Source organism: Arthrobacter gandavensis (assembly GCF_015355785.1).
Lineage (GTDB): Bacteria > Actinomycetota > Actinomycetes > Actinomycetales > Micrococcaceae > Arthrobacter_B > Arthrobacter_B gandavensis_A.
The window spans coordinates 355,002-371,869 of record NZ_JADKYW010000003.1; the positions used below are offsets into that span (position 1 = coordinate 355,002).

Annotated in this window: 17 protein-coding genes; 4 read left to right on the forward strand and 13 right to left on the reverse strand. The window is 66.1% G+C overall.

Annotated features, from left to right (window positions below; genetic code table 11):
• From ITX31_RS02940 to ITX31_RS02955, 4 genes are all read right to left on the reverse strand, one after another.
• Entirely contained in the window at positions 1–513 is a 513-nt protein-coding gene (locus tag ITX31_RS02940; RefSeq protein WP_194781980.1) for an A24 family peptidase, read from the reverse strand.
• Positions 514–575: 62 nt separating this feature from the next.
• Positions 576–1,895: a PhoH family protein gene (locus tag ITX31_RS02945; RefSeq protein WP_228529017.1), complete on the reverse strand. Its 1,320-nt coding sequence runs from the start codon at positions 1,893–1,895 to the stop codon at positions 576–578.
• A gap of 232 nt (positions 1,896–2,127) precedes the next feature.
• Positions 2,128–2,820, reverse strand: coding sequence for a YoaK family protein (locus tag ITX31_RS02950; protein ID WP_194781982.1), 693 nt, complete (start codon positions 2,818–2,820; stop codon positions 2,128–2,130).
• Positions 2,821–2,834: 14 nt separating this feature from the next.
• Complete coding sequence (locus tag ITX31_RS02955) at positions 2,835–3,596, reverse strand: isoprenyl transferase (RefSeq protein WP_323745563.1); 762 nt, start codon at positions 3,594–3,596, stop codon at positions 2,835–2,837.
• A gap of 244 nt (positions 3,597–3,840) precedes the next feature.
• Here ITX31_RS02955 and trhA point away from each other — a divergent pair, with 244 nt between their 5' ends.
• On the forward strand, positions 3,841–4,491 hold the full coding sequence (gene trhA / locus ITX31_RS02960) for a PAQR family membrane homeostasis protein TrhA (protein ID WP_323745588.1): 651 nt from the start codon (positions 3,841–3,843) through the stop codon (positions 4,489–4,491).
• A gap of 41 nt (positions 4,492–4,532) precedes the next feature.
• Here the strand turns inward: trhA and ITX31_RS02965 are convergent, their stop codons facing one another.
• From ITX31_RS02965 to mca, 3 genes are read right to left on the reverse strand one after another with little or no spacing between them, the layout of a single operon-like run.
• On the reverse strand, positions 4,533–6,632 hold the full coding sequence (locus tag ITX31_RS02965) for a thioredoxin domain-containing protein (protein WP_194781985.1): 2,100 nt from the start codon (positions 6,630–6,632) through the stop codon (positions 4,533–4,535).
• 5 nt (positions 6,633–6,637) lie between these two features.
• The gene (locus tag ITX31_RS02970; RefSeq protein ID WP_194781986.1) at positions 6,638–6,961 is read right to left on the reverse strand and encodes a hypothetical protein; all 324 of its coding nucleotides are present in this window, start codon (positions 6,959–6,961) and stop codon (positions 6,638–6,640) included.
• Between the two features lie 51 nt (positions 6,962–7,012).
• Entirely contained in the window at positions 7,013–7,921 is a 909-nt protein-coding gene (mca, locus tag ITX31_RS02975; protein WP_194781987.1) for a mycothiol conjugate amidase Mca, read from the reverse strand.
• 60 nt (positions 7,922–7,981) lie between these two features.
• On the opposite strand from mca, the gene ITX31_RS02980 reads away from it, so the two are divergent.
• Entirely contained in the window at positions 7,982–8,470 is a 489-nt protein-coding gene (locus tag ITX31_RS02980; RefSeq protein ID WP_323745564.1) for a DUF4307 domain-containing protein, read from the forward strand.
• Between the two features lie 219 nt (positions 8,471–8,689).
• Complete coding sequence (gene greA / locus ITX31_RS02985) at positions 8,690–9,202, forward strand: transcription elongation factor GreA (RefSeq protein ID WP_194781988.1); 513 nt, start codon at positions 8,690–8,692, stop codon at positions 9,200–9,202.
• 13 nt (positions 9,203–9,215) lie between these two features.
• Here greA and ITX31_RS02990 read toward each other — a convergent pair whose 3' ends face one another.
• From ITX31_RS02990 to ITX31_RS03015, 6 genes are all read right to left on the reverse strand, one after another.
• A complete protein-coding gene (locus tag ITX31_RS02990; RefSeq protein WP_194781989.1) occupies positions 9,216–9,824 on the reverse strand; it encodes a rhomboid family intramembrane serine protease in 609 nt (202 codons plus the stop codon).
• Between the two features lie 3 nt (positions 9,825–9,827).
• Positions 9,828–11,069, reverse strand: a complete 1,242-nt coding sequence (gene ilvA, locus ITX31_RS02995; RefSeq protein WP_194781990.1) for a threonine ammonia-lyase — start codon at positions 11,067–11,069, stop codon at positions 9,828–9,830.
• Entirely contained in the window at positions 11,066–12,337 is a 1,272-nt protein-coding gene (locus tag ITX31_RS03000; RefSeq protein ID WP_194781991.1) for an AI-2E family transporter, read from the reverse strand. The genes ilvA and ITX31_RS03000 overlap by 4 nt, the downstream gene beginning before the upstream one ends.
• Positions 12,338–12,393: 56 nt before the next feature.
• Positions 12,394–13,320: an aldose 1-epimerase family protein gene (locus ITX31_RS03005; RefSeq protein ID WP_194781992.1), complete on the reverse strand. Its 927-nt coding sequence runs from the start codon at positions 13,318–13,320 to the stop codon at positions 12,394–12,396.
• 46 nt (positions 13,321–13,366) lie between these two features.
• On the reverse strand, positions 13,367–14,083 hold the full coding sequence (locus ITX31_RS03010) for a GAF and ANTAR domain-containing protein (RefSeq protein ID WP_194781993.1): 717 nt from the start codon (positions 14,081–14,083) through the stop codon (positions 13,367–13,369).
• A gap of 220 nt (positions 14,084–14,303) precedes the next feature.
• Entirely contained in the window at positions 14,304–15,152 is an 849-nt protein-coding gene (locus ITX31_RS03015) for a Bax inhibitor-1/YccA family membrane protein (RefSeq protein ID WP_194781994.1), read from the reverse strand.
• A 358-nt stretch (positions 15,153–15,510) separates the two neighbouring features.
• Between ITX31_RS03015 and ITX31_RS03020 the strand changes: the two genes are divergently transcribed.
• Positions 15,511–16,860: a branched-chain amino acid ABC transporter permease gene (locus tag ITX31_RS03020; protein WP_416354782.1), complete on the forward strand. Its 1,350-nt coding sequence runs from the start codon at positions 15,511–15,513 to the stop codon at positions 16,858–16,860.
• The last annotated feature ends 8 nt before the right edge of the window (positions 16,861–16,868 follow it).

Here is a 16,868-nt window from a genome sequence, read left to right on the forward strand (position 1 = left end):
CTACTGTAGGCCAGGCACTGCGAGCGCCAGCAAAGCGCCGGCGAGCATGAACGGGCCAAACGCGATCCGGGTCTTTCCCGTTCCGCGCCGGGATACCACCAGTCCCAGGCCCCACAGCCCGCCCAGCACGAAACCCGCCGCGGCGCCCGCCACCAGGAAGCTCCAGCCCGCAAACCCGAGGTACAGCCCGAGTACGCCGGCCAGCTTCACGTCGCCAAGCCCCAGACCGGACGGGGAAGCCAACCGCAGCAGGAGGTATCCGCTCACCAGCGCCAACCCGCCGAGCGCCATGCCGGCGAACCGCCCTGGATCTCCGGCGTTGAGTGCGGCCGCCCCCAGAAGCACTGCGGAGACCGGATACGCAGGCACTACCAGGCGGTCCGGCAGGCGCCGGGTCCTGATGTCAGCGGCGGTCAGCTTCCCGGCCAGGACCAGCAGGTAGCCGAGCGCCGCTGCGAGCAGCAGCCAGGACAGCCGCGGCCCGGCCCAGTACTCCCCCAGGATCCCCCACATGCGCCCTACGCTACGCGACGGGGCCGGGCTGCGTACCGCGGTCCGGGGCAGCTGTGGACGAACTAGCCAATCGCTCCCTCTTCCAGGAGGTCCGTCACCAGGGCGGCGATCGGTGAACGTTCCGAGCGGGTGAGGGTCATATGTCCAAAGAGCGGGTGGCCCTTGAGCGTCTCCACCACTGCCGCAATGCCGTCATGGCGCCCCACCCGGAGGTTGTCCCGCTGGGCGACGTCGTGCGTCAGGACTACCTTCGAGTTCGAGCCGATGCGGGAGAGTACGGTCAGCAGGACGTTCTTCTCCAGCGACTGCGCTTCATCCACGATTACGAAGCTGTCATGCAGCGACCGACCGCGGATGTGCGTCAGCGGCAGCACCTCCAGCATGCCGCGGTCCAGGACCTCTTCCACCACCTCCCTGGAAACCAGGGCCTCCAGGGTGTCGAAAACCGCCTGGCCCCATGGCCCCATCTTGTCCGCTTCGCTTCCGGGCAGATACCCGAGCTCCTGGCCGCCAACGGGGTACAGCGGACGGAAGACCACCACCTTGCGGTGTTCCTGCCGCTCCAGGACTGCCTCCAGTCCGGCACACAGTGCCAGCGCGGATTTTCCGGTTCCGGCCCTTCCACCCAGAGAGACGATGCCTACCTCCGGGTCCAGGAGCATGTCGATGGCCAGCCGCTGTTCGGCCGACCGTCCGTGGAGGCCAAAGACATCCCTGTCCCCGCGCACCAGCCTCACCTGCTTGTCCGCGCCCAGCCGGCCAAGCGCGGAGGACCGGCCGGAAAGCAGCACCAGTCCGGTGTTGACCGGCAGGTCCGCGGCCTGCGGGATGAACACGGGCTGCTGGTCATAGAGTTCACTGACTTCGACGTCTCCGGTTTCGATTTCCGCCATGCCGGTCCAGCCGGTGTCCCGGACCAGTTCGTTGCGGTATTCGTCCGCGGTGAGCCCTACGGCGGCGGCTTTGACGCGCAGTGGCAGGTCCTTTGAAACCACGGTGATGGTGCGGCCCTCATCGGCCAGGTTCCGGGCCACGGCAAGAATCCGGTTGTCATTCCCTGCTCCCCGGATTCCCAGCGGCAGCACCTCAAGGGAAACGTGGTTCAGTTCCACGCGCAGGGTGCCCCCTGCGTCGCCAACAGGCACCGGCCGGTCCAGGCCGCCGTGTTCCACGCGCAGGTCATCAAGCAGACGCAGGGCAGTCCTGGCAAAATAGCCCAGCTCAGGATCGTTGCGCTTGCTCTCCAGTTCGCTGATGACCACCAGCGGCAGGATCACCTCATGCTCGGCGAAGCGCAGGATTGCCTTCGGATCGGACAGCAGGACAGATGTGTCAAGCACGAATCCCTGGGGATTGCCGCAAGCACCGGCAGTCTGACGCAGGGAATCTCTGGTTACGGCCACGTAGCACTCCAGTCAGGGACCGTAGGCCCCGGATAGCTCGAAGTGTCTTCACCGCAGGCCGGCACGGGACGCCGGGCTGCGGCTTCCTGTGCGTACACACAGCGTGTGAGCATCCGGCCTCCGGTTCCATCAGCATGGGGCTGATCGATACGTACAAGCTACGCCCGCACCCGGGCCACTGGACTCAGGGACACGACGCAGTCCGATTTGTTCACACCGTGTTTACGGTGCTGCCGCTTCCGTCCGCCATGGCTAGCCGTGGCGGTGCCCCGGATGGCCCCCAGGAGGCCGCTGCCGCCGAGGCGAGGGCCACGATCGCCGGCCCAAGGGCGGCCAGTCCCAGCAGCAGGTAGCCGGCACCCCCGCAGAGCGACCCAAGAGTGAGCGATCCCCACAGCAGCAGGTACCGGTGCCAGCCGTTCCGGCGTTCTCCAAAGAGGGCAGCCGTCACCTTCTGTCCCAGCTTGACCAGGGTGCCCGTCATGTAGGTGATACCGATCGAGACTTCCCCGGCCCGCTCGAACACGGCATTGAGCAGTCCCATGGATCCCGCCAGCGCCGGCGCCAGCACCCATTCGGCCCCGGGCACCGCGGTGCTGGCCCAGGCGGCTCCGAGGACAGCGGCGGACACGATGCAGATCGCCGGCCGGCGGTGCCTGTCCATGATCCGGCGCAGTGCGGACGCGGCTACCACGCCCAGGAAGAATGCGGCGATTAGTTCGAAGGCCTGCACGAACCCGCTAAGGGACAGATGTGCCACGGAGGCACCGGCACGCGTGGAGTTGCCGGTCATGAAGGAGACAAAATAGCCGCCCAGGTGAAGGAAGCCGACGGCGTCAACGTAGCCTGCGGTCCAGGCAAGGCCGGAAGCCAGGGCAATTTCCGAACGGGTGTGCGTCAGCATAGGGGGTTGGACGGTCAGGACCCGAAACGTCGCTGGCGGCTGGCGTAATCCCGCAGTGCCCGCAGGAAGTCAACCCGGCGGAAGTCCGGCCAGAGGGCTTCGCAGAAGTAGAACTCGCTGTAGGCACTTTGCCACATGAGGAAGCCGGAGAGCCGCTGCTCGCCGGACGTGCGGATCACCAGTTCCGGATCCGGCTGGCCCCGGGTGTAGAGGTACTCGGAGATCTGTGCGTCACTGAGCTCGGCCGTAATCTCCTCGATCGGCTTGCCCCGGGACTGCGCGTCCCGCAGCAGCTCCTTGACCGCGTCGACGATTTCGCGCCGGCCTCCGTAGCCAATGGCCACGTTTACATGCAGGCCGGTTGCCGAGGCCGTTGCCTCGCCGAGCCGCTCGAGCTGGCAGGTGAGCTCAGGGGGCAGGATGTCCAGTGCGCCCACCGGATGGACGCGCAGGTCATCCTTCTCCCCCAACCGGTCCAGGGTGTTAGCGATGATCCCCAGCAGCGGCTCCAACTCATCAGGATCACGGTTAAGGTTGTCTGTGGAGAGCATGTACAGGGTCACAACCCGCACGCCGAGTTCCTCACACCAGCCCAGGAACTCAAGGATTTTGTCAGCTCCGGCCTGGTGCCCGTCCGACGTCGGTGCCCCGGCAAGCTTCGCCCAGCGGCGGTTGCCGTCAACCATCACGCCAATGTGTTCCGGGATGCGGTCGTTCACCAGGCTGCGGCGCAGGCGGCGTTCGTAATAGGCGTAAACCACACCGGGAAAGCGCACGGGTGACTCACCTGCCAATCGGTCTGAACGGATCCGCGGAACGCGGTAGCTTCTTTTCTCTAGGCTACCGCGCACCGGCTCCCGTCCCGTGCAGGCAGTCGCCGAGGCACAGGCTACCGGAAAGTAACCTACCGGGTCGTAAGTTAGGATTGGCACCATGAGTTCATTCCCGGAACGAGTACCTGCCCAGCAGGATCCGGAGTCCCGCCAAGCGCCGGGACCGCTGGAGTCAGCAGTTGAAACGGTGGCAGAGGCCCTCGACGTCAAACCCCGCCTGCGGGGCTGGCTGCATGCCGGCGCAGCGCCGCTGGCCCTGGCAGCGGGCATAGTCCTGGTGGCCCTTGCCCCTACCCCCGGCACCCGGATCGCCTCTGCGGTGTACGCACTCACCGGCATCCTGCTGTTTGGCGTCTCGGCTGTCTACCACCGCGGCAACTGGAGCCCGAAGGTCAAGACAGTCCTGAAGCGGCTGGACCACACGAACATCATGCTCGTGATTGCCGGTTCCTATACTCCCCTGGCATGGTCACTGCTGCCGCGGGAAAAGGCTGCGGTGCTGCTGATCCTCATCTGGAGCGGGGCGCTGGCGGGCATCGCTTTCCGGCTGCTCTGGCTGCACGCGCCGCGGTGGCTGTACACCCCGGTCTACATCGCCCTGGGCTGCGCCGCCGTCTTCTACATTCCCGATTTCTGGGCCGTCAACACGCCCGCTGCGATTCTGGTGATTGCCGGCGGCGCCGCCTACATTGCCGGCGCCGTCATCTACGCCATGAAGCGCCCCAACCCTTCCATCAACTGGTTTGGCTTCCACGAGATCTTCCACGCCTTCACGCTGGCCGGCTTCTCCTGCCATTTCGTGGCCATTCTGATGGCCGTGACCTCCGTCCAGGCCTAGGTCAGGTTCAGGGACAGTTCAGGATCAGGGACGGACCCGGCCTAGATGCCGGCTCTAAGCTCGGCTTCCAGCTCCTGAGCCGAGTCCACCGGCCGGCGGCAGACCATACCGCGGCACACGTAGGCCAGGGCCGGCGCCCGCGTTTCCCGTCCCTGCAGGAGCCCGACGCCGCCGGCCTCCCCGTGGGCGATGACCAGTCCCGGACCGCCGGCACTGCGGCCCGCCGAAAGCAGCCCGGCAACGGCCGCGGGGTCCGTTCCGGTGACCGCCAGTTCCTGCGGCCCGCCAAGGATGGACTGCTGCACGGACATGGACCATCCCACGGCCTGCGGCAGAGCAGGCCCTGCGCGCCGCACATGGACCGTGAGTCCTTCGGCAAGGTCGCGGTGGCGGCCCGGCCCGCCGTAGGACGCGGAGGTCAGCAGTACTCCGGCCAGCAAAGCGGTTCCACTCGGCACCGCGTCGTCCAGTGGATTCGCAGCTGAATATCCGCCCTGCGCATGCCGAACCTGTTCCGATTCACGGGCGGTGTCGGATAGCCCTTCCGGTCCCAGGAAGCGTTCGACGGCGGCGGCCGCCAGGTCCTGCGCCGCGTTGTGCCAACCCGGGTTGCCCGTCGCGGCGTACAGCGCGAACAGCCCCTCCGCCACACCCGCGTAGTCCTCCAGCAGGCCTTCGATGCCCTGTGCCTGGCCGTCGCTTGAAACCCGGCGCAGTATCCCGCCGTCCCAGTGCACATCCAGGAGGTACCGCGCCGCAGCCTCGGCCGCGGGCAGCATCCAGTCTTCAGCCATGCCCGCATCCGCCAGTGCCAGCGCCGCATCTGCCAGGCCGGCGACCGCCAGGCCGTTCCAGCCCGCCACCACCTTTCCATCGCGTTCCGGCTGAGGGCGCTGCGATCGTACCGCCGCCAGCACCATCCGAGCCTCGTCCCAGATCCCGGCCTGGGCTTCATCGGGTACCGCCCTGAGCCTTAGCGTGCTGCCCGGAAGGCGATGCGAGGCGCCGTCGTCGGCGTCGAGGTCCAGCAGGTCAAGCGCTGCGGACCCGGTACCCAGGGCTGCCTCGAGCTGGGACCGGGTGAAGACGTAGGTTGCGCCCTCCACCCGGTGTCCGTCCACCAGGGTGTCGGCATCAAGGGAGGAGGCGAAGCCACCTCCCGGCACGGCCAGCTCGGCTGCCATCCAGCCAGCTGTCCCCCGGGTCACGCGCAGTGCCAGTGACTTGAGGTCGGCACTGGCCGCTTGGCGGGAAAAATGTGCGTAGATCCGCAGCAGCTGCGCGTTGTCATAAAGCATCTTCTCGAAGTGCGGAACCTGCCAGCGGCGGTCAACGGCATACCGGGCAAACCCGCCGCCGACGTGGTCGTAGATCCCGCCGAGCGCCATCGCGGTCAGGGTGCGTTCGGCAAGCGCCGCCGCGGTGCCCGAGCCCGGTGCGCTGCTGTGGGCATAGGCGAGCAAAAAACGCAGCAGCGGTGACGGCGGGAACTTCGGTGCACCGCCGAATCCGCCGAACTCGGTGTCCTCCGCTGCTGCCAGTGCCTCGACGGCGGCTTCCAGTGCCCGGGCGGAATCATCAGCTCCATTCGGGGGCACTGCCGCGGCGGAGAGGTTCCCCACCAGGTTCCGGTTCGCGGCCTGGTTGGAGGCAAGATGGGCGGCTATCTGCTCGGCGCTGCGTTCAACCTCGCTGCGGCGGTCCCGCCAGGCACCGGCTACTGCCTCCAGCACCTGCCTGAAGGACGGCGTGCCCTGCAGCTGCCGGGGCGGAAAGTATGTCCCGGCATAGTAGGTCCTGCCGTCCGGGAGGGTGAAAACGCTCATCGGCCAGCCGCCCTGGCCCGTCAGAGCCTGGGTCGCGGCCATGTAGGCGGAGTCGACGTCGGGACGTTCTTCCCGGTCCACCTTGATGCTGACGAAGTCCCGGTTAAGGATCCGGGCAATCTCCGGGTCCTCGAAGGATTCGTGCGCCATGACGTGGCACCAGTGGCATGCCGCGTACCCGATCGAAATGAAAACGGGTACATCCCGCCGGCGTGCTTCCGCAAAGGCGGCGTCGCCGAACGGCCACCAGTCCACCGGATTTCCGGCATGCTGGCGCAGGTAGGCGGAGGCCTGGTTCTTCAGCCGCTCCGCCACAGGGACTATCCCGCCGGGTTGGAGCTCGAGCGGCGGGGATCAGCGCCGTCGGCCGGCGCTTCGGCGGTCTCCACAGCCGTTTCGGCTCCGCCCTCCGCAGAGCCGCCGCCGGCAGGTTCCCCGCCTTCGCCGGTGACCTGGGAGCGGTACCGCACGCGCCGGATCCGCTTGACCATGTCCCGGATCAGGAACACTACGCACAGGGCCAGGAACAGCGTCGCCAGGAAGCCCAGCAGGCCGGGGGTGATGTCCCCTTCCTCGAGGCCGGGCTTCAGGTCCCCCTCGATCGGGGACGTGACGGTGAGGGTGAGGCTGTACAGCAGGTTCACGGAGTTTCTCTCTCTTGGCAGAAGGCGGCGCCGGGGCGCCGGATCTGCCTTCTATCGTATGCCAGCAAAGAGGTCTGTTTCAGGCACCTGTGACGGGACCCGGGTTTCGATCAGCGAATAGTCTTCCCACGGCCATACCCGCCGCTGCATGTCGGTGCTTACCGCGAAGAAGAATCCTTCGGGGTCCACCTGGGTGCGGTGGGCCTTCAGTGCCTCGTCACGCGCGGCGAAGTACTCTCCGCAGTCGATCTGCGTGGTGGTGGGATGCAGCGGAGCCGGAGGCTGGTTGCCCTCGCTGTCCGTTTCCAGCCAGGCGGCAAGGCGTTCCGCGTACGGTGATTCAAGTCCTGCCCCGGTCAGCGCGTCATGCAGGACGCGGAAGCGTTCCGGGTTGAACCCACGGTCGTAGTAGAGCTTCAGCGGTTCCCAGGGGGCGCCGGTGTCCGGGTACTTCCCGGCGTCACCGGCGGCATTGAATGCCTCCACCGCAACCTTGTGCGCCATGATGTGGTCGGGGTGCGGGTAACCGCCGTTTTCGTCGTAGCTGATGATCACATGGGGGCGGAACTCCCGAACCAGTTTCACCAGCGGCGCGGCCGCTGTCTCAAGCGGACGCAGGGCGAAGCACCCGGCGGGCAGGTCCGGCAGCGGGTCTCCTTCGGGCAGTCCGGAGTCCATGAAGCCCAGCCAGCGGTGCTCAATGCCCAAAGCTGCCTGGGATGCGGCCATTTCGCTGCGGCGCAGGCCGGCGAGGTCGCGCTTGGCAGCGGGGATGTCGGCGGCGGCGGGATTGAGCACGTCTCCGCGTTCTCCGCCCGTGCAGGTGGCAACCATCACGCGCACCCCCTGAGCGGCGTAGGAAGCCATCGTGGCCGCACCCTTGCTGGCCTCGTCATCGGGATGGGCATGAACCGCCAGCAGGCGCAGTTCTCCGGGCACTGAATTGGTTTCGCTGGACAACGCGGCTACTCCTGACAGCCGGCGGAACGCGCCGACAAGAATGTTCGATAAAATGAAACGGTGAGCACTGAGGACAGCAATCCGGATACCACTGGGGATAGCACTGCCGGTGTAACGGCCCCCCGGCGCCCAGCGGACGGTCTGTCGTCCGAGACAAGATTAGCCAATCGATATGGCGCACCCAAGCCGGGGCTGAGCGCACGCGCCAAGATCGTCCTCGGCTCACTGGCCGGGGCCGCCGCCGTCGGTGCCGTGATCTTCATGGCCATTCCGTCCGGAACAGGAACGCTGACCTCCAAGGACGTCGGATTCACCATCCCCGACGCGTCGTCCGCCGTCGTCGATTTCAACGTCACCAGGCCCGCGGACGCGACCGTTGACTGCGCCGTGCAGGTCTTGAGCGACAGTTACGCGGTGGTCGGATGGAAGACGGTCCGGATCCCGCCGTCGGAGGATACTACGGTGTCCCTGAGCACCTCGATGCGGACCGACTCCCTGGGCGTCACAGGCGGCGTCAATGCGTGCTGGATTGTGGAGCAGGATTCCTAGCCGCTTGCAGCAGCCGGTACGCGCTACGGGAGAATCCCGGTCCGCATGTCTTGGGTTTATGGCTCCTGGTGACTAGTATGGAGGCTACGTTATGCCCCGCCCAGGTGATCGCCGGATGAGAATCCGAGCAAACCGGTCACCGTCCGGCGGGGTCTTTGCTTGTTAGGCCTTCAGCCGTCAGGCAATTTCAGCCAAGCCGAACCAGATGGATGAGTTCGGATGTCATATAAGGAGAGACCCGTGTCTACCAACAGCGCATCTGTCGCCTGGCTCACGCAAGAGTCTTACGACCGCCTGAAGGCGGAGCTGGACCACCTTTCCGGCCCGGGCCGGACTGAGATCGTTGCCCGAATCGAACAGGCACGGTCTGAAGGCGACCTCAAGGAGAACGGCGGCTACCACGCTGCCAAGGAAGAGCAGGGCAAGGCTGAAGCCCGCATCCGCCAGCTGACGCAGCTCCTCGAAAACGCGCACGTCGGTGAGGCGCCGGCGGACGACGGCGTGGTGGAGCCCGGCATGCTGGTGGAGGCCCGGATTGCAGGGGACCTCGAGCGGTTCCTGCTCGGCAGCCGCGAAATCGCAGGCGACAGTGACATCGATGTCTACAGCGAGAAGTCGCCGCTGGGTACTGCCATCAACGGCCTGCGGGCCGGAGATTCGGCGTCCTACACCGCGCCGAACGGCAAGAGCATCGCCGTGGAGATCGTCTCGGCCACGCCGTACACCGGCTAAGCCGCATGGCTGCTTAGGAACGGGTCCGCCATCCGGCGGGCCCGTTCCTGTTTTCCGGGCCCTTCTGCACGCCGGTCCTTGACCTCCGCAGCAGGACGGCGGCTGTCACTCCCCCGGCTGCGCCGAAGAGGTGGGACTGCCAGGACACACCGGCAGCCGTCGGCAGCACGCCCCACAGCAGGGATCCGTAGATCAGGAACAGCACCCCGCCCAGCAGGATCTGCATCAGGTCCCGGTTGTAGAAGCCGCGGACCATCAGGTAGGCGAACAAGCCGAAAACCACGCCGGAAACTCCGATGGTCAGTCCGCCGCCGAAGAGCCATACCCCGATGCCTGACGCCGCCCAGCAGATCGCCAGCACTGCCCCGAACCGGCGCAGCCCTTCCAGCAGCACGAGGAACGCGAACGCCAGCAGCGGCAGGGAGTTGCTGACCAGGTGCCCGGTGCCGGCGTGCAGCAGCGGAGCGAACAGGATGCCGTCCAGGCCCTCCAGCTGCCGCGGCAGGATTCCCAGGCCCCGCAGCAGCGTGGCCTGGAACGGCAGGGTCAGGAAGTACAGGATCCAGAGGCCCGCCGTGAAGCACGCGGCAACCAGCAGTGCGCTCTTTGCCCGCTGCTTCATGGCTTAGCCGTGGAGGACTACGGGTTGGAAGCCTTCGGCCCGCAGGTTCTGCAGCACCTTCTCACAGTGCTCATGACCCTTGGTTTCCATGTTGATGGTGATTGCCACATCGCCCATGCTGATCGATCCTCCAACCCTGGTGTGGTCCACTCCGGTGACGTTGGCATCGGATTCGGCGATAATCCGTGAAATCGTTGCCAGCGAGCCCGGACGGTCATCCAGCAGCATCCGCACAACAAGGTAGCGGCCGGCGGCTGCGAGGCCGCGCTGGATAACTTTCAGCATAAGCATCGGGTCGATGTTTCCGCCCGAGAGGATCACTGCCGTGGTACCGGGATTCTGGATTTTTCCGTCGAGCAGCGCTGCAACGCCCACCGCTCCGGCAGGTTCCACCACCAGCTTCGCGCGTTCAAGCAGGAAGATCAAGGCACGTGCCAGTGAGTCTTCACTGACCGTGACGACGTCGTCCACCAGTTCCTTGATGATCGAGAAGGGCAGCTGGCCCGGGCGGCCCACGGCGATGCCGTCAGCGATGGTGGAAACCTTGCTCAGCGGCACCAGGGCGTCTGCTGCCAGCGACGGCGGGTAGGCGGCGGCGTTCTCGGCCTGGACACCAATGATCCGTACTTCGCGGCCCAGTTCCCTGGCACGTTCCTTGATTGCGACGGCGACGCCGGCCAGCAGCCCTCCGCCGCCGACGCCCATCAGCACGGTGTCCAGATGCGGGATCTGTTCCAGCAGTTCAAGACCCAGGGTTCCCTGTCCGGCCACGATGTCCACATTGTCGAAGGGGTGCACGAACACGGCACCGGTTTCGTCGGCATAGCGCTGGGCTTCTGCCAGTGCCTCGTCCACGTTGTGGCCGTGCAGCACCACTTCGGCACCGTGGCCCTGGGTGGCAGCGAGCTTCGGAAGGGCTACGCCCAATGGCATGAAGATGCGGGCTTTGATGCCCAGCCGTGCCGCGGCGACGGCGACGCCCTGGGCGTGGTTGCCTGCCGATGCGGCCACGACGCCGCGTGCCTTCTGTTCCTCGCTGAGCTTGGCCATCCGGACATAGGCGCCGCGCACCTTAAAGGACCCTGCCCGCTGGAGGTTCTCACATTTAAGGTAAACCTCGGACCCGGTGAGCCGTCCCAGCGCCCGGGACTGCTCGATCGGAGTGTGGGCAATGACCCCGTCCAGCAGCTTTGCGGCCGCGTGGATGTCGTCAAGGGTTACCGGCAGCTGGGGTGAATCGGTCAACGTGGGTTCTCTTCTGTGGTTGAGGCTGGTTCTTTGTCCTGGTCTGCGCCGGGACGGAGGACTGCGAGGTCCTCGTCTTTTTCATCGGTTTCGGGTTCCGGAGGTGACGCACCCGGCGGCCCGAACTCGGCGTCCCGCTCGAGCAGCGGGTCCTGTTCCCACTGCCGGCCGGCAATGTAGCGCACCGTGGCATTCAGGATAGCCATGAGGGGAACCGCGAACAGTGCGCCGGGAATGCCGGCAACGAGGCTGCCGCCGGTGACGGCCAGAATGACGGCAAGCGGATGCAGGGAGACGGCTTTGCCCATGATCAGCGGCTGGAGGATGTGCGATTCGATCTGCTGGACCACCAGGACGATGATGAGCATGATGACGGCGTTGGGCCAGCCGTTGGCTACCAGCGCCAGCAGCACTGCGATCCCGCCGGTGACAAACGCACCGATCAGCGGGATGAAGGAACCCAGGAAAACCAGGACAGCGAGGGGAAGCGCGAGCGGCACACCGATCAGCGCTGCCCCTCCGCCGATGCCGACGGCGTCGATAAACGCCACCACGAGCTGGACGCGGACGTAGTTGGTCATGGATTCCCAGCCGCGCATGCCTGCGCCAAATGCCGCGGGCCGCGCACGCCGCGGCATCAGTCCCGCGGTGAACCGCCAGATCTTGCGTCCGTCGAGCAGGAAGAAGACCAGGGCGAACAGCGTCAGCAGTATTCCGGCGGCGAAGTGCCCGGCGCTGGCGCCGACGCTGACGGCGCCGGAGAGGATGCTGGCGGTGTTGTCCTGCAGGGCTGAGGTTGCTTCGTTGATCAGGTCGTCGATCTGGGTTGAGGTTACCCGCAGCGGGCCGTCCGCCAGCCACCCCTGAACCTGGTCAAAGCCGGTCAGTACCTCGCCCCAGAGGTCCCGGAAGCCCAGCGCCAGCTGGCGGCCCACGAGGGTCAGTGCGGCGACGATCAGGCCCAGGAAGGAGACGATGGTGACGGCGACGGCAAGACCGGAAGGAACTTTGTTCCTGCGCAGCCAGGAGCTGACCGGCGCCAGCAGCCCGGCCAGCAGCGCCGCCACCATCAGCGGAATGATCAGCAGGGAGAAGTGTCCAAGCAGCCAGACCAGTCCCGCGCTGACGATCAGCACAACCCCGAGCCTCCAGGCCCAGGACGCGCTGACGCGCAGCGCGTAGGGAACGTCGTCGCCAGCACGGTTGGCACGCACCGCTGCGGCCTGCACGGCCTTGGGCGCGGCAACCCTGCGCGCATGGGGTCTCATAGGCTCATCTTTCCATAGTCGACTGGTCGTTCCCTGACCTTTACGGCGCTCCCGGATCAAAGGGCAGCCAGGATTCCCCACTCGGCACTGAACCCCGTACCGGGCGCCAGCCAGCGCAGTCCCTCGCCGGAATTGAAACAGTTGGCCGGCGCCGTCATTGGCTCCAGGGCAACCGCGCAGTCCCGGCCCGGAAACTTGTCGGTGACGAAGACATGGACATAGCCGAATTCCGCTTCTGCCCAGAGTTGGACGCTCCGCCCGTCGGGGGCAGTGAGCCGGTGGCGGTGGAGCCCGTCGCGCAGGTAGAGGTCCGTAAACGCGGCGTCCAGCTGCAGCTCTCCTGCCCGTTTGCCGGAGCGCAGGTCCTCCCTGCCGGCTGCGAGCACCCTGCCGTTGGGAATCAGGGCGGCATCCGTGCTGAGCCGTGTCCCTGCGTCGACGTGCAGAACGAGATCCTCACTGGGCACATCACCCAGGCGAAGGAATGGATGGGCACCCAGCGCGAACGGGGCGCTCCGCGTGCCGAGGTTCCTCAGCCCCTGGCGGACCCGCAGTCCGCCGTCGGCGTCGAGGCTGTACCGGGCCTCATGGATGAGGTGGAAGGGGTAGCCGTGCTGGGGAAAGATTTCGGCGCTGAGCAGCACTGACTCGCCGGTGCTCTCCACGAGGCCGTAGCCGGTGTTCCGAAGCAGCCCGTGGATTGCGTTCTGCAACTTGGGTTCCGTGATGTCCAGCTGCTGCTCCTCTCCGTCCAGCTGCCAGCGCGCTCCGGCGATCCGGTTGGCCCACGGCGCGAGGAGGATGCCTGCGGCCGACGGCGCAATACTCTCGTCCGGGAAGGTTTCCACCAGCTGCGTCCCGCCTACGCTGTAGCTGCGGAGCCCCCCGCCCAGGGAGGCGACGACGGCGGCTGCATCGCCTCTTTCCAGGCGGTATTGAGTTCCCGTAGCCGGCAGAGCTGCATCCGTGGTCCCAAGAGTCATCTTCTTAGCCTAGACCCGGCACCGCCCTCCACCGCCGGCGCGCACCTCATTCCTCGAAGTGTGTCCTGACCCGGTCGCTGACGGCGGCCACGATTCCGGCGGCTACGCTGTGGATCTTGATGTTGCGGGTATTCGAGACACTCCGCAGGATCTCCACCGCTGCGTCCTGGCTGCAGTTGTTCTGGGCCATGATGATGCCGACGGCAATGTTCACCACGGTCCGGGATTCGAGTGCTGCCCGCAGGTTCCGCGCCCGGAACAGGTGGTTGTCGATCCGCAGGGCCAGCCGCAGGGTCCGGGAGGCTTCGGCAGCCGTCTTTTCCACCAGCCGCAGGGTCGAGGGCTGGAACAGGTGCGGACGCGGCGAGAAAGCACACAGCACACCCCTTGCTGCGCCTTCGAGCGCCAGCGGAACCGCGGCCAGGCTCCGCAGGCCCTCGTCGGCGCCCTCGCCCGAAAACCCGTGCCAGCGCCGCTCGCTCCAGACATCGGGAACAACCACGGAGGCCCCGGTGGAGATCGCCTCCTCTGCCGGGCCTTCCGCAGCGAACACCTGCCCGGCAATCCCGGCTGACCGGTCGTCGCTGTGGCCCTCGGCCCGGAGGCGGCGGGGACGGTCGATCAGCAGTGAGCAGCCCAGTATCCGGGCACCAAGAAGTGTGAGTGTCAGAACAGCCAGTTCGGACAGGTATGCCTCCAGTTCTTCAGCCCCCAACAGGAGCTCCTGGAATGCAGCAGCAGGTTCCACAGGCACCTCAGTCACGATTTCCCCCTCGATCGTAAAGACCGGATACTACGGATTCGGCGCTGGTGGTTGAAGCGAAACCACCCGGTTTCCGGCATTCTCCGGGCCTTTGGTGTGCGGCGGCGCTTTCCTGCGGCTGCGCAGCAAGGCCTGAAGGCAGACAAAAAGCGGGACCGCAGCTTTTCAGCTGCGGTCCCGCCAGTGTTTAAGTTGCCGTTGCTGTGTCCGGCCTTTTGTTCTAGTCGCTGCCGCGCAGGATCGCGAGGATGCGGATGATTTCCACGTACAGCCAGACGAGGGTGACGGTCAGTCCGAATGCGGCGGTCCACGAATAGCGCTGCGGCGCACCGGCTTGCACGCCCTGCTCGATGGAGGTGAAGTCCATGATCAGGGAGAAGGCGGCGAGACCAACGGCCAGCAGGCCAATGATGACGCCCAGCGGAATGCCTGCGATCTCCACGCCGCGGACGCCCCACGGATCATCGACGACGCCGAAGATCATCAGGCCGACGTTCACCAGCGAGAACACTGCGTAGCCAATGATCGCGATCATGAAGAAGCGCACGGCTTTGGGGGTTGCCCGCACCTTGCCGCTCTTGAACAGGAACAGGGTCACGGCAAAGACTGCCAGGGTCCCGACGACGGCCTGCAGGCCGATTCCCGGGTACATTGCGTCCAGCACCGCGGTCAGGGCGCCGAGGAACATGCCTTCGAGGAGCGCGTAGCCGAGGATCAGCGCGGGTACCGGCTCACGCTTGAAGGCGTTGACCAGTCCCAGGACGAAACCGCCCAGCGCGCCGACGATCATCAGCAGGCCGGCCGCGCCGGGCAGCACGAAGACGGGGATCGCAGCGCCCAGCAGGACAACTGCCAGGCAGCCGAGGGTCTTCATGATGACGTCGTCGTACGTCATCCGCCCTGTCTCCCGCGGACCGGCCGCAGGTGCTGAGTAAAGATTCTGCAGGTCCTGCGAGCTCATTGGATCCTGGCCCGCGAAGGGGCCGCCTGCAGGAACGGTGGGCGCTCCGCCGCGGGTTTGGGAACGGAAATTCTTTCCGTTGAAAACCGGGTTGCCGCCTAGTGCCATGAAAGTGTCCTCCGTCTTGGGGGGCTTGGTTAACGTTCAGCCTACCAATGGGAACGTACGGGCCGCGAGGAAGATTCCTGCCCCGGCCGGCGCGTTTGGTAACGGTTTGGTACGCGCAGGGGCCAAAACGTCCCCGGGACTTCCATAATGAATCACCCCCGGCGGAGTCGTTACCGGATCGCGACACAACGTCACACAATCGGTCACCCGACCGAAACAATCGCCGGGTAGCATGATCACCATTCGTGACTCACATCACAAGGTCACATATAAATTGCGCCGACAAACGACGCATATATACCCCCGGCGGAGGTAATTCACTTTGGGAAGAATATCGGCACTCGCCCGGTATATGGGGATGCTAGCGGCGGTGGTCGGCGTATTCGCCGGCCTGCTGCTTGCCGCCCCAGCCGTGCATGCAACGACAGCTCCACCCCCGGCATCGGAATCCCCGGGGCCGCAGAGCAGTACCGAGGCAACAGCGCAGGACTCCGAAGGCTCCGGAGGGGACGAAACATCGAACGGCGCCGAGTTCCAGGACCGCATCAGCGGTGTCCTGCGCAACGCCGGCGCACCGGTTGCCGGAGTCACCATTAGAGCAAGCGGCAACGGTTACGAGGCGGAAACCGAAACCGCAGAGAACGGATCCTGGTCCATAGGAGTGCCCGAACAGGGTGCGTACGAAGTGGAACTGGATGAATCCACCCTTCCCGGGGGTGTGGCACTTGCCGAGGGCCAGCAGAACCCCCGCACCGTGACTTTCGCCGGCACGTCGAACATCACCACGCTCTTCCTCCTGGGCGAAGGCATTGTCCTGCAGGGCGACACCTTCGGAACCAAGCTCATGGAACGGGCCGTCGCCGGACTCAGCTTCGGCCTGCTGCTGGCGCTGAGCGCCGTCGGCCTCTCCCTGATTTTCGGCACCACCGGCCTGACGAACTTCGCCCACGGCGAGATGGTCACCTTCGGCGCGGTCCTCGCCTTCGGCTTCTCAGCACTTGGCCTGCCGCTCTGGCTGGCCCTGGCACTGGCCGTGGCCGGCGGTGCCGGGCTGGGCTATGTCCAGGACGCCGGATTGTGGAAACCGCTGCGCAGGCGCGGAACCGGCCTCGTCCCCATGATGATCGTGAGCATCGGCCTGGCGCTGGCCCTGCGCTACACCATCCTCTTCTTCTTTGGCGGGGCAACCCAGCAGCTTCCGGCATCGCAGAGCCCCATGCTCGAACTGGGACCGATCTCCATCTCGCGGAACAACCTTGTCTCGCTCATTGTCTCGCTGGTCGTGATCCTCATCGTGGCCGCCCTTCTGCTGCGCACACGGATCGGCAAGGCCACCCGCGCCGTCGCCGACAACCCGCCGCTGGCTGCCGCCTCCGGCATCGACGTCGACCGCGTCATCCGCATTGTCTGGATGGCAGGCGGCGCGCTGGCCGCACTCGGCGGCATCCTCTGGGCGTATTACCGCCCCGGCGTCTCCTTCAACATGGGCCAGCAGATCCTCCTGCTGATCTTCGCTTCCGTGACCCTCGGCGGTTTGGGCACCGTCTTCGGCGCCCTGATCGGCTCGATCATCGTGGGTCTCTTCGTGGAGATCTCCACCCTCTGGCTCGAGGCGGACCTGAAGTACGTCGGCGCGCTGCTCATCATGATTCTCGTCCTCCTGGTTCGGCCGCAGGGTATCCTCGGCCGCCGAGAGCGCATAGGTTAGGGGCCTCG

Bases quoted from the DNA above. Each gene is read 5' to 3' on its own strand.
- ITX31_RS02940 (WP_194781980.1), bottom strand. From the start codon at position 513: ATGTGGGGGATCCTGGGGGAGTACTGGGCCGGGCCGCGGCTGTCCTGG.
- ITX31_RS02950 (WP_194781982.1), bottom strand. From the start codon at position 2,820: ATGCTGACGCACACCCGTTCGGAAATTGCCCTGGCTTCCGGCCTTGCC.
- greA (WP_194781988.1), top strand. From the start codon at position 8,690: ATGTCATATAAGGAGAGACCCGTGTCTACCAACAGCGCATCTGTCGCC.
- ITX31_RS02990 (WP_194781989.1), bottom strand. From the start codon at position 9,824: ATGAAGCAGCGGGCAAAGAGCGCACTGCTGGTTGCCGCGTGCTTCACG.
- ITX31_RS03000 (WP_194781991.1), bottom strand. From the start codon at position 12,337: ATGAGACCCCATGCGCGCAGGGTTGCCGCGCCCAAGGCCGTGCAGGCC.
- ITX31_RS03005 (WP_194781992.1), bottom strand. From the start codon at position 13,320: ATGACTCTTGGGACCACGGATGCAGCTCTGCCGGCTACGGGAACTCAA.
- ITX31_RS03015 (WP_194781994.1), bottom strand. From the start codon at position 15,152: ATGGCACTAGGCGGCAACCCGGTTTTCAACGGAAAGAATTTCCGTTCC.
- ITX31_RS03020 (WP_416354782.1), top strand. From the start codon at position 15,511: ATGCTAGCGGCGGTGGTCGGCGTATTCGCCGGCCTGCTGCTTGCCGCC.